The sequence below is a fragment of the Leucobacter sp. HNU genome (genome assembly GCF_047946755.1).
Taxonomy (GTDB): domain Bacteria; phylum Actinomycetota; class Actinomycetes; order Actinomycetales; family Microbacteriaceae; genus Leucobacter.
Window position 1 is genome coordinate 880,981 of the sequence record NZ_CP178837.1, and the last position, 12,429, is coordinate 893,409.

Here is a 12,429-nt window from a genome sequence, read left to right on the forward strand (position 1 = left end):
GATGTCTGAGACCCGTGAACCCCAGTTTTCCACCGCGACCGGCGCCGACGTCCGCGTCCGCTTCTGCCCGTCGCCCACCGGCACTCCGCACGTGGGCATGGTCCGCACTGCGCTGTTCAACTGGGCGTACGCCCGCCACACCGGCGGCACTTTCGTCTTCCGCATCGAGGACACCGACGCCGCTCGCGACAGCGAGGAGAGCTACGGCCAGATCATCGACTCCCTGCGCTGGCTCGGGCTCGACTGGGACGAGGGCATCGACGCGGGCGGAGCCGACGGCCCCTACCGCCAGTCGCAGCGCGGCGAGATCTACCAGGGCGTCATCGCCCGGCTGATCGAGGCCGGGCACCTCTACGAGAGCTTCTCGACGGCGGAGGAGATCGACGCGCGCAACGAGGCCGCCGGCCGGCCCAAGCAGCTCGGCTACGACAACTTCGACCGAGATCTGAGCGACGAGCAGCGGGCCGCGTTCCGCGCCGAGGGCCGCCAGCCCGCGCTCCGCTTCCGGGTGCCCGACGTCGACCTCTCCTTCACCGACCTGGTGCGCGGCGACATCACCTTCCCGGCGGGCTCCACCATCGACTTCGTCGTCGTGCGCCCCAACGGCGCTCCGCTCTACACTCTCGTCAATCCGGTCGACGACGCGCTCATGGGCATCACCCACGTGCTGCGCGGCGAGGACCTCCTCTCGTCGACGCCGCGCCAGATCGCGCTCTACCACGCGCTCGTCGAGATCGGGGTGGCGAAGGCGATCCCGCGCTTCGGCCACCTGCCCTACGTCATGGGCGAGGGCAACAAGAAGCTCTCGAAGCGCGATCCCGAGTCGAACCTGCTGCACCACCGCGACCGCGGCTTCATCCCCGAGGGGCTGCTCAACTACCTCTCGCTGCTCGGCTGGTCGCTGGCGCCCGACCGCGACGTCTTCTCGCGCGACGAAATGGTCGCGGCGTTCGACGTCGAGAACGTGAACCCGAACCCGGCCCGCTTCGACCAGAAGAAGGCCGACTCGATCAACGCCGACCACATCCGCCTGCTCTCGGAGGACGACTTCGGCCAGCGGATCCTGCCCTACCTCATCGCGGGCGGTGCGCTGCCGGTCGAACCGAGCGCCGCGCAGCTCGAGATCGTGCGCGCGGCGGTGCCGCTCGTGCAGAGCCGCGTCACGGTGCTGTCCGAGGTCGCCGGCCTCATGGGCTTCCTCTTCACCACCAGCGATGCGCTGGTGTACGAGGAGGACGCGCTCAAGTCGCTCAAGGACGATGCGCCGCAGGTGCTCTCCGCGGGCCTCGCCGCCCTCGAGGCGATCCCCGAGGCGGAGTGGGAGACCGAGCGGATCCAGACCGCGCTCCAGACGGCCCTCGTGGACGAGCTCGGGCTGAAGCCGCGCATCGCGTTCGGCGCGCTCCGCGTCGCCGCGTCGGGTCGCCGCATCTCGCCGCCGCTCTTCGAGTCGTTCGAGCTGCTCGGCCGCGACGAGTCGCTGGCACGCCTGCGCCGTCTCGCCGATCGCCTCGCATCGGGGGAGTGACCCAGTCATGACCGCGTCGGATCGTACCGAGGGCGAGGCGCCGATCGGCGTCGCCATCATCGGCGGCGGTCCGGCCGGTCTGTCGGCGGGCCTGCAGCTCGTGCGCGCGAACCGCAGGATCGCGATCCTCGACAGCAATCGCCCGCGGCACTCGGCGACCCTCGAGTCGCACGGCTTCCTCACGCGGGACGGCGCGCCGCCGCTCGAGCTGCGGCGCCTCGGCCGCGAGGAGTTCGAGCGGTATCCGACGGCGCGCTTCGCGCAGGTCATGACCCGCGAGGTGCAGCCGCTCACCCCGGAGGAGGCCCGCGCGACCGGGTTCCCCGACGGGATCGGGTTCCGCGTGCGCGGTACCGGGGTGCGGGGCGCGTCCGACGTCGAGTTCCTCTCGCGACGGGTGCTGATCGCGGCCGGCCTCACCGAGGAGCTGCCGGCGCTGCCGCTGATCCGGGCCTACTACGGCACGGCGCTGCACAGCTGCGTCGAGTGCGACGGCTTCGAGAAGACCGACAAGCCGCTCGCCCTCATCGGCGAGACGAGCGACGTCTTCGCGCGGGCCCTGCTCATCAGCCGCTTCAGCTCCGATCTGATCGTGTTCACCAACGGCGCCGATACCGTGCGTCCCGATCAGGAGGCGCAGCTCTCCGCCGTCGGGATCCGGGTCGAGCGTCGCGCGATCGACGACATCGTGGGTGAGAAGGCCGAGATGACGGGGGTCCGGCTCACCGACGGGACCGTGATCCCGCGGGTGGGCGGGTTCGTCCGCCCCCGGTGGCACGCGCCCGTCGAGTTCCTCGGCGAGCAGCCGATCGAGCGCGACGACTGGGGCCTGATCCGGGTCGACGAGCGCGGCGAGACCTCGATCCGCGGGGTGTACGCCGCGGGGGACATCGTGCCGCCGGGGCCCCAGCAGCTCATCATCGCCGCCGGGAACGGCGCGCAGGTGGCTGCGAAACTGAACATGGACCTCATTCGAGGCGCACTGGGCGTAGGGAAGATCGATGACTGAGACGGAGCAGCGGGTGGAGCAGCGGGCACCGGGATCCGAGGATCCCTCGCGGTACCTGACGCCGGGCGCGCGCGGTGCCGCGGTGGGCGCGCGCTACGCGACCATCTCGGCGATCTTCGCGGGCATCCTGCTCATCTCGAACGTGGTCGCGGTGAAACCCATCGCCTTCGGTGCGATCCCGATCGGCGACTTCGCCCTGCCGCTGGTCTTCGACGGCGGCGTGTTCCTGTTCCCGCTCGCCTATGTGCTCGGCGACGTGCTCGCCGAGGTCTACGGGCTCAAGGCCACGCGCCGCACCATCTTCACGGCGTTCGCCCTCGCGGCGCTCGCCTCGCTGACGATCCTCGCGACGCAGGTGTCGCCGCCCGCCTCCGGTTGGGAGAACCAGGCGGCGTTCGAGGCGGTCCTCGGCTTCGTCCCGCGCATCGTGCTCGCGAGCCTCACCGGCTTCCTCGCCGGGCAGCTGCTCAACGCCTGGGTCATGGACCTCATGCACCGGCGGTCGAAGGGGCGCTTCCTGCGCTCGCGCCTCATCGTCTCGACCCTCGTCGGCGAGTTCGCCGACACCCTGCTCTTCTGCACGATCGCCTTCGCCGGCATCATCACCGGGCTCGACTTCGTGATGTACGTGGTGCTCGGCTACCTGGTCAAGTGCCTCGCCGAGGTCGTGCTGCTGCCCGTCACCACCCGGGTCATCCGCTGGGTGCGCCGCGCGGAGGATCGCGCGGCGGCACGTCCGGCGGCACGTCCGGCGGAGTAGCCGCCGCTCAGCTCCAGGCCGCGGCGGCGGTGCGGGCGAACTCCGGCCCGTATAGGCGGCCGAGAGTCTCGTCCCGCAGCTCGGCGAAGTCGCCGTCGATGATGCTCTGCCGGATCTGCTCCACCATGCGCACGATGTAGCGCTCGTTGTGGATCGTGGCGAGCGTCGAGGCCAGCATCTCCTTCGCCTTGAAGAGGTGGTGGAGGTACGCGGCCGTGTAGTTCTCGCACGTGTAGCAGTCGCACTCGGGATCCAGCGGCTCGAAGCGGCGGCGCTGCGCCGCGGCCTTCGCGTTGATCCGGCCCGAGCTCGAGTACATGGTGCCTCCGCGCGCCTGCCGGGAGGGGGCGACGCAGTCGAAGGTGTCTGCGCCGGCCGCGACCCCGGCGAAGAGATCGTCGGGTTCCGAGATGCCGAGCAGGTGGCGGGGCTTGTCCTCCGGCAGCTCGTCAGAGACCCAGCTGACGATGGTGCCGAGCTGGGACTTCTCGAGCGCCCCGCCGATGCCGTAGCCGTCGAAGCGCTGCCCGGTCGCCTCCGCGCCGGTCAGGCGGGCCAGTCCGCCGGCGGCCTGGCGGCGCAGATCCTCGTACTGCGCGCCCTGCACCACGCCGAAGAGCGCCTGATAAGGCCGGTGGGTGCGATCGGCGGTCTGCCGCGCGTGCTCGTCGAGGCAGCGCACCGCCCAGCGCTCGGTGCGGGCGACCGAGTCCTCCTGGTAGGGCCGCGTGTTCAGCAGGGTCGTGCACTCGTCGAAGGCGAAGATGATGTCGGCGCCGAGCTGGTGCTGGATCCGCATGCTCACCTCGGGGGTGAACCGGTGGGTGTCGCCGTTGATGAACGATTTGAAGGTGACGCCGTCCTCGTCGACGTGCGCGAGCCGGTCCTTGGTCTCGGCGATGACCTCGGCGCTGGCGTGATCGGCCTCGGCCATCGAGATGACCTTGCGGAAGCCGACGCCGAGCGACATCACCTGGAACCCGCCGGAGTCGGTGAAGGTCGGTCCGTCCCAGTTCATGAACCTGCCGAGCCCGCCGGCCTCGTCGACGAGGTCGCTGCCCGGCTGGAGGAACAGGTGGTAGGCGTTGGCGAGCACGGCCTGCCCGCCGAGCTCGCTCACGGTCGCCGGCAGGAGCGCCTTGACGGTGGCCTTGGTGCCGACCGGGATGAACGCCGGGGTCTGGATCTCGCCGTGCGGGGTGCTGATGGTGCCGGCGCGGCCGAGCGGCCGGCCGTCGGACCCCGAGGCTCCGCCGGTCTCGAGCCGATGATCGACGGTGAAGCCGAAGTCGGCGGGGGAGGGCGGGGGCGTCTGCGCAGGGCGTTCGTTCACCTGACCATCTAAGCACCAGCCCGTCGCGCGGGGCCTCGGCGTCTCCCGTGAGCCGGATCGACCCCGCCCGTTCACCTCCGCGTCACCGCGGGGTCACGCCCGCTCGCCATGATCGGAGGAGCCGCAGCGCGCTGTGCTGCGCGAAGACCCGGAAGGAAGACCGTGCCCCGTACTCTCCCGCAACGATCGCGGACGCTGATGGCCGCGCTGCTGCTCGGAACGCTCGGACTGGGGACGGTCGCGACGCTGACCGCTCCCGCGCAGCCGGCGCAGGCCGCCGACTACACGGGGGCGCAGGCCGGCGACCTGGTCGACGTGCGCATCGGCGACGTGCGGCCGACGCAGCCGGCGCTCGGCTACGACGAGGTCTTCTACAAGCTCGGCCGCTACACGATGGGCAAGGATGCCATCAACAAGAAGTTCGGCGACTGGTGCGAGGCGAACGGCCAGGGCGATGTCGCCAGCGCGAAGCCGGGTGCGCGACTCGACGATCCGACGAGCTTCACCTGCACGGTCGCGCTGGGCGCCGAGACCGCCGACACGATCGCCCCGATGAAGACCGTGGTGGTGGGCCCGGGCGGCACGCTCTACCTCACCGACGGTCACCACACCCTCACATCCTTCTCCGAGACGCCGGACGGCGGGCTCGACCTGCACGTGCGCCTCCGGGTGCTGGGCAACCTGAGCTCGCTGAACGAGCAGCAGTTCTGGGCGAAGATGATCGAGAACAAGTGGACGTGGCTGCGCGGTCCCGAGGGCGATGCGGTGACTCCCGAACAGCTTCCGAAGAACGTCGGGCTCGCGAACTTCCGGAACGACAACTACCGCAGCGTGCTCTACTTCGGGCGGGACATCGGGTACACCTCCGGTTCGCTGCCGTTCCAGGAGTTCTACTGGGGCTCCTGGGTGCGCGACGCGAAGCCCGTGGACCTCTCCGGGTGGGATCGGGGCGACCTCACCAGCTACCTGGCGACGGTGCGCGCGCTGACCACGGCTCAGACCGGACTCGCCGACGGCGCGGTGGTCGACAGCGGCTTCACCGCGGCGCAGCTGGGCAAGCTGGGGCAGTGGAACGACGGCAAGGCCGAGGGCAAGGGCGAGTGGAGCAAGCTGGCGAAGCCCTACTCCGATGCCAAGCCGGGCAAGATCGCCTACGCGCTCGAGTACCGCGCGGCGAACCTGCCGGTGACGCCCGCCGCGCCGACCGTGACCGCTGCGGCGGGCGAGGCGAGCGTGAGCTGGAGCGTTCCGGCCTCCGGCGATCGCCCGGTGACCGGGTACACCGTCCGGCTGGATCCGGTGCAGCCCGCCGTCGCGGACTCGGTCGCCGCGCCCGCAGCCTCCGCGTCGATCGTGGCCGAGGTGGCGGCACCCGCGACCAGCCACCGCTTCACCGATGTGCCCGCGGGGAGTACACCGCCACCGTCATCGCGCACAACCTCGTGGGGGACTCCCCGCTCTCGCCCGCGTCGGAGGCGGTCTCGGTGCCGGCGAAGCCGGACACCGGGGCGAGCGCCGACGCCGATTCCGGATCCTCCGCGGGCGCCGACGCGAGCGGGACCGCGGAGGGGACCTCCTCGGGCTCCGCGAACGTGGGCGGCTCGAACGCGGGCGGCTCGGCCGATGGATCGAACGCCTCCGCGTCGTCTCAGTCGTCCGGCTCGGCGAACGGTTCGAACAACGGCGCCGATGCGCAGGCGGCGAACGGCTCGAGCACCGGGGCGGTGAAGCCCGGTGGTTCGCTTCCCGTCACGGGTGCCGCGGACGGCACCGGGTTGGCGGTCGCGGGGGCGCTCGGGATCGCGATCGTCGGCGGTCTGGTGCTGCTGATCTCGGTGCGAACCCGTCGGGAGGCGTGACCCGCAGCCGCCCGAGGCACCCGCCGAGGGCCCTGGAATCCGCGAGATTCCGGGGCCCTCGGCGTTCCGGGCGCGGGAGGCCCGGGTCTGGAGCGGCGATGTGACACGCCCGGGATCCTGCTCCATGTTGCGGGGCCCCCGGCATCCGCGTAATGTAATCCCTTGTCAGCGCGACGGAGCCGGACGCAGAAGCGGTCCGGTTCTTTTCATGCGCAGCGAGCGCGGGAAACCGCGCGAAGCAAGACAGGTTGTCTTTCGGAAAGCTTTGGCGAGTACGGGGGGCGTCTGGTCCTTGAGAACTCAATAGTGTGCACTTGATTGTCAAATGCCAATTTATTATCCCGTCCATCTGCATCCTTTTGGGTGTGGGTGAATGGCGATTCCTTTTGGACAAATTGAACGTCAGTAATGATGTTTGTTTTTGTCAGGTCAAACTCGCAGAGTCCCGGCTTATTCCGCTGGTGGTTCTGCTTTGTTTCTTTACGGAGAGTTTGATCCTGGCTCAGGACGAACGCTGGCGGCGTGCTTAACACATGCAAGTCGAACGATGAAGCCCAGCTTGCTGGGTGGAAGAGTGGCGAACGGGTGAGTAACACGTGAGTAACCTGCCCCGAACTCTGGGATAAGCGCTGGAAACGGCGTCTAATACTGGATATGTCCCATCACCGCATGGTGTGTGGGTGGAAAGATTTATCGGTTCGGGATGGACTCGCGGCCTATCAGCTTGTTGGTGAGGTAATGGCTCACCAAGGCGACGACGGGTAGCCGGCCTGAGAGGGTGACCGGCCACACTGGGACTGAGACACGGCCCAGACTCCTACGGGAGGCAGCAGTGGGGAATATTGCACAATGGGCGCAAGCCTGATGCAGCAACGCCGCGTGAGGGATGACGGCCTTCGGGTTGTAAACCTCTTTTAGTAGGGAAGAAGCGAAAGTGACGGTACCTGCAGAAAAAGCACCGGCTAACTACGTGCCAGCAGCCGCGGTAATACGTAGGGTGCAAGCGTTGTCCGGAATTATTGGGCGTAAAGAGCTCGTAGGCGGCTTGTCGCGTCTGCTGTGAAAACCCGAGGCTCAACCTCGGGCCTGCAGTGGGTACGGGCAAGCTAGAGTGCGGTAGGGGAGATTGGAATTCCTGGTGTAGCGGTGGAATGCGCAGATATCAGGAGGAACACCGATGGCGAAGGCAGATCTCTGGGCCGTAACTGACGCTGAGGAGCGAAAGCATGGGGAGCGAACAGGATTAGATACCCTGGTAGTCCATGCCGTAAACGTTGGGAACTAGATGTAGGGACTGTTCCACGGTTTCTGTGTCGTAGCTAACGCATTAAGTTCCCCGCCTGGGGAGTACGGCCGCAAGGCTAAAACTCAAAGGAATTGACGGGGGCCCGCACAAGCGGCGGAGCATGCGGATTAATTCGATGCAACGCGAAGAACCTTACCAAGGCTTGACATAGCCGAGAACGCTGTAGAGATACAGAACTCTTTGGACACTCGGTTACAGGTGGTGCATGGTTGTCGTCAGCTCGTGTCGTGAGATGTTCGGTTAAGTCCGGCAACGAGCGCAACCCTCGTCCTATGTTGCCAGCACGTTATGGTGGGAACTCATGGGATACTGCCGTGGTCAACACGGAGGAAGGTGGGGATGACGTCAAATCATCATGCCCCTTATGTCTTGGGCTTCACGCATGCTACAATGGCCGATACAAAGGGCTGCGATACCGCGAGGTGGAGCGAATCCCAAAAAGTCGGTCTCAGTTCGGATTGGGGTCTGCAACTCGACCCCATGAAGTCGGAGTCGCTAGTAATCGCAGATCAGCAACGCTGCGGTGAATACGTTCCCGGGCCTTGTACACACCGCCCGTCAAGTCATGAAAGTCGGTAACACCCGAAGCCGGTGGCCTAACCTTTTTGGAGGGAGCCGTCGAAGGTGGGACTGGTGATTAGGACTAAGTCGTAACAAGGTAGCCGTACCGGAAGGTGCGGCTGGATCACCTCCTTTCTAAGGAGCACTCGGAACCCTGCGGGGTTCCGCAGAATGGCCAGATCATCACCGAACGTGTGGTGCTGGCTGCTCATGGGTGGAACATTCGACAAGACAAGTCTTGATTTTCGTCGCATGTCTCAGTACGCAACGCCTTCCTTGTGGAGGGGTTGTTGGAACGGGTGAGCGGGGAAGGCCAAGACTTCCAGGTGCATACTATTGGGTCCTGGAGGACCAGCCGGCTACGCCCTTTTGGGGTGTGGGTGACTGGGTCTCTGACCCTCGTCCGTAAGACGTGTTGCTTGCGGGGGTGGGATCGACCGTACGTTGAGAACTACACAGTGGACGCGAGCATCTTCGAACCAGTACTTGTACTGGTTCTTGAGCTGGACATCGCCTTCGGGTGGTGTCTGCTCACTGGTCAAAAATTTGCTCATGCTGGCCCGTTGGGTTGGTGTGAGCGTTTCTGATACTTATGTGATTTCAAGTTTCGAAGAGCAAACGGTGGATGCCTTGGCATCTGGAGCCGAAGAAGGACGTCGTAATCTGCGATAAGCCTCGGGGAGTTGATAAACGAGCTGTGATCCGAGGATTTCCGAATGGGGAAACCCCGCCAGGGCGCGTGCGTGCCTGGTGACTCCCGCCTGAATATATAGGGCGGGTAGAGGGAACGTGGGGAAGTGAAACATCTCAGTACCCACAGGAAGAGAAAACAACATGTGATTCCGGGAGTAGTGGCGAGCGAAACCGGAAGAGGCTAAACCTAGCGTGTGTGATACCTGGCAGGGGTTGCACGTTGGGGGTTGTGGGACATGCCGTGAGACGCTGCTGAGTCTCGAGCGTGAGAGTGAAGCTATAGGAGAACGCCTTGGAAGGGGCGGCCGGAGAGGGTGAGAGCCCCGTATCTGAAATGGTTTTACCGCGTGGTGTGTATCCCAAGTAGCACGGGGCCCGAGAAATCCCGTGTGAATCTGTCAGGACCACCTGATAAGCCTAAATACTCCCAGATGACCGATAGCGGACTAGTACCGTGAGGGAAAGGTGAAAAGTACCCCGGGAGGGGAGTGAAATAGTACCTGAAACCGTTTGCTTACAATCCGTTGGAGCACCCTTGTAGGTGTGACAGCGTGCCTTTTGAAGAATGAGCCTGCGAGTTAGCGATATGTGGCGAGGTTAACCCGTGTGGGGTAGCCGTAGCGAAAGCGAGTCTGAATAGGGCGGTTCAGTCGCATGTCCTAGACCCGAAGCGAAGTGATCTATCCATGGCCAGGTTGAAGCGACGGTAAGACGTCGTGGAGGACCGAACCCACTTAGGTTGAAAACTGAGGGGATGAGCTGTGGATAGGGGTGAAAGGCCAATCAAACTTCGTGATAGCTGGTTCTCTCCGAAATGCATTTAGGTGCAGCGTTGCGTGTTTCTTGCCGGAGGTAGAGCTACTGGATGGCCGATGGGCCCTACAAGGTTACTGACGTCAGCTAAACTCCGAATGCCGGTAAGTGAGAGCGCAGCAGTGAGACTGTGGGGGATAAGCTTCATAGTCGAGAGGGAAACAACCCAGATCACCAACTAAGGTCCCAAAGCGCGTGCTAAGTGGAAAAGGATGTGGAGTTGCTGTGACAACCAGGAGGTTGGCTTAGAAGCAGCCACCCTTGAAAGAGTGCGTAATAGCTCACTGGTCAAGTGATTCCGCGCCGACAATGTAACGGGGCTCAAGCACGCCACCGAAGTTGTGGCATTCGTACTGAGGCAAGCCTTCGTGGTTCAGCCGTATGGATGGGTAGGAGAGCGTCGTGTGGCGAGTGAAGCGGCGGAGTGATCCAGTCGTGGATGCCACACGAGTGAGAATGCAGGCATGAGTAGCGAAAGACGGGTGAGAAACCCGTCCTCCGGAAGACCAAGGGTTCCAGGGTCAAGCTAATCTGCCCTGGGTAAGTCGGGACCTAAGGCGAGGCCGACAGGCGTAGTCGATGGACAACGGGTTGATATTCCCGTACCGGCGAAGAACCGTCAAACGCTGATCCAGGAGTGCTAAGCAGGTGAAGCATCCTTTGAGCCTTCGGGTTCTGTGGGTGTGGAGGTTGCGAACCCGATCTGGTGAGGTGAGCGTATTAACAGGTGTGACGCAGGAAGGTAGCTGGTCCCGGGCGATGGTTGTCCCGGGCTAAGCATGTAGCCCGTCTCTGAGTAATATTTAGAGGCTTTGGGTGAGATGTGATGGGGACCCGTATGGGGAAGTCAGTGATCCTATGCTGCCGAGAAAAGCATCGACGCGAGGTTTTAGCCGCCCGTACCCCAAACCGACTCAGGTGGTCAGGTAGAGAATACTAAGGAGATCGAGAGAATCGTGGTGAAGGAACTCGGCAAAATGCCCCCGTAACTTCGGGAGAAGGGGGGCCATCCGCTTATACCAACTTGCTTGGGAAAGGGTGTGGTGGCCGCAGAGACCAGTGGGAAGCGACTGTTTACTAAAAACACAGGTCCGTGCTAACACGCAAGTGGACGTATACGGACTGACGCCTGCCCGGTGCTGGAAGGTTAAGAGGAGAGGTTAGACTTCGGTCGAAGCTTTGAATTTAAGCCCCAGTAAACGGCGGTGGTAACTATAACCATCCTAAGGTAGCGAAATTCCTTGTCGGGTAAGTTCCGACCTGCACGAATGGCGTAACGACTTCCCAGCTGTCTCCACCATGAACTCGGCGAAATTGCATTACGAGTAAAGATGCTCGTTACGCGCAGCAGGACGGAAAGACCCCGTGACCTTTACTACAGCTTGGTATTGGTATTCGGTGTGACTTGTGTAGGATAGGTGGGAGACTGTGAAGCGGGCACGCCAGTGTTCGTGGAGTCATTGTTGAAATACCACTCTGGTCATTCTGGATATCTAACTACGGACCCTGATCGGGTCTTGGGACAGTGCCTGGTGGGTAGTTTAACTGGGGCGGTTGCCTCCCAAAAAGTAACGGAGGCGCCCAAAGGTTCCCTCAACCTGGTTGGCAATCAGGTGGCGAGTGTAAGTGCACAAGGGAGCTTGACTGTGAGACTGACAGGTCGAGCAGGGACGAAAGTCGGGACTAGTGATCCGGCAGTGGCTTGTGGAAGCGCTGTCGCTCAACGGATAAAAGGTACCTCGGGGATAACAGGCTGATCTTGCCCAAGAGTCCATATCGACGGCATGGTTTGGCACCTCGATGTCGGCTCGTCGCATCCTGGGGCTGGAGTTGGTCCCAAGGGTTGGGCTGTTCGCCCATTAAAGCGGTACGCGAGCTGGGTTTAGAACGTCGTGAGACAGTTCGGTCCCTATCCGCTGCGCGCGTTGGAAATTTGAGAGGATCTGACCCTAGTACGAGAGGACCGGGTTGGACGAACCTCTGGTGTGCCAGTTGTTCTGCCAAGGGCATGGCTGGTTGGCTACGTTCGGGATGGATAACCGCTGAAAGCATCTAAGCGGGAAGCCGGCCTCGAGATGAGATTTCCGTACACCTTGTGTGTGTGAGGCTCCCAGTAGACGACTGGGTTGATAGGCCAGATGTGGAAGCGCCGTAAGGTGTGGAGCTGACTGGTACTAATAAGCCGATGACTTGATTTACACTTTCAGAATTTCCTGTGATGTAATGTTCGCGTCCACTTTGTGGTTCTTGACGTACGGCCAAGAACCCGCCAAGCGCATGCCTGTTGGTGTGTGGGTTGGTGTTGGTTTTGGTATGTCAATAGAGTTACGGCGGTTATAGCGTCAGGGAAACGCCCGGTTACATTCCGAACCCGGAAGCTAAGGCTGACTGCGCCGATGGTACTGCACTCGGGAGGGTGTGGGAGAGTAGGACACCGCCGGACCCCTTTTTCGAACGGGGCCAGACTGATCTGGGGGAGCGTGATGCTTCCCGGGTCGGACTGGCCCCGTTTTTGTTGTACCCGGAAGTGCCGCCGCGGCCTCCGGCGTGAACCGCCCGGATGTTCG

At 63.7% G+C, this 12,429-nt stretch carries 6 protein-coding genes and 3 rRNA genes; 8 read left to right on the forward strand and 1 reads right to left on the reverse strand.

What is annotated here, in order from left to right; genetic code table 11:
• The first annotated feature begins 1 nt into the window (after position 1).
• The 3 genes from gltX to AB3K78_RS04290 are packed head-to-tail and all read left to right on the forward strand — an operon-like array spanning position 2 to position 3,297.
• Positions 2 to 1,528 (forward strand): glutamate--tRNA ligase, encoded by a 1,527-nt coding sequence (gltX, locus tag AB3K78_RS04280; protein WP_416446464.1) that lies wholly within the window; start codon positions 2 to 4, stop codon positions 1,526 to 1,528.
• Between the two features lie 7 nt (positions 1,529 to 1,535).
• Complete coding sequence (locus AB3K78_RS04285) at positions 1,536 to 2,537, forward strand: NAD(P)/FAD-dependent oxidoreductase (protein WP_046454558.1); 1,002 nt, start codon at positions 1,536 to 1,538, stop codon at positions 2,535 to 2,537.
• A complete protein-coding gene (locus AB3K78_RS04290; protein ID WP_416446466.1) occupies positions 2,530 to 3,297 on the forward strand; it encodes a queuosine precursor transporter in 768 nt (255 codons plus the stop codon). Before AB3K78_RS04285 ends, AB3K78_RS04290 begins: the two co-directional genes overlap by 8 nt.
• Positions 3,298 to 3,304: 7 nt before the next feature.
• On the opposite strand, the gene tgt is transcribed toward AB3K78_RS04290, so the two are convergent.
• Positions 3,305 to 4,630 carry a tRNA guanosine(34) transglycosylase Tgt gene (gene tgt / locus AB3K78_RS04295; protein WP_416446468.1) on the reverse strand — a complete coding sequence of 442 codons (1,326 nt, stop codon included), beginning with the start codon at positions 4,628 to 4,630 and terminating at the stop codon, positions 3,305 to 3,307.
• Between the two features lie 162 nt (positions 4,631 to 4,792).
• Here tgt and AB3K78_RS04300 point away from each other — a divergent pair, with 162 nt between their 5' ends.
• From AB3K78_RS04300 to rrf, 5 genes are all read left to right on the forward strand, one after another.
• Positions 4,793 to 6,358, forward strand: a complete 1,566-nt coding sequence (locus AB3K78_RS04300; RefSeq protein ID WP_416446470.1) for a ParB/Srx family N-terminal domain-containing protein — start codon at positions 4,793 to 4,795, stop codon at positions 6,356 to 6,358.
• Positions 6,355 to 6,489, forward strand: coding sequence for an LPXTG cell wall anchor domain-containing protein (locus tag AB3K78_RS04305; protein ID WP_416446472.1), 135 nt, complete (start codon positions 6,355 to 6,357; stop codon positions 6,487 to 6,489). The genes AB3K78_RS04300 and AB3K78_RS04305 overlap by 4 nt, the downstream gene beginning before the upstream one ends.
• Before the next feature lie 479 nt (positions 6,490 to 6,968).
• Positions 6,969 to 8,491, forward strand: a 16S ribosomal RNA gene (locus AB3K78_RS04310).
• 463 nt (positions 8,492 to 8,954) lie between these two features.
• Positions 8,955 to 12,060: ribosomal RNA gene (locus AB3K78_RS04315) — 23S ribosomal RNA — on the forward strand.
• A 128-nt stretch (positions 12,061 to 12,188) separates the two neighbouring features.
• Positions 12,189 to 12,305, forward strand: a 5S ribosomal RNA gene (rrf, locus tag AB3K78_RS04320).
• The 16S, 23S and 5S rRNA genes sit together here, the layout of an rRNA operon.
• Positions 12,306 to 12,429: the final 124 nt, after the last annotated feature.

Coding starts and splice junctions, on each gene's coding strand:
- AB3K78_RS04290 (WP_416446466.1), top strand. CDS start 2,530: ATGACTGAGACGGAGCAGCGGGTGGAGCAGCGGGCACCGGGATCCGAG.
- gltX (WP_416446464.1), top strand. CDS start 2: ATGTCTGAGACCCGTGAACCCCAGTTTTCCACCGCGACCGGCGCCGAC.
- AB3K78_RS04285 (WP_046454558.1), top strand. CDS start 1,536: ATGACCGCGTCGGATCGTACCGAGGGCGAGGCGCCGATCGGCGTCGCC.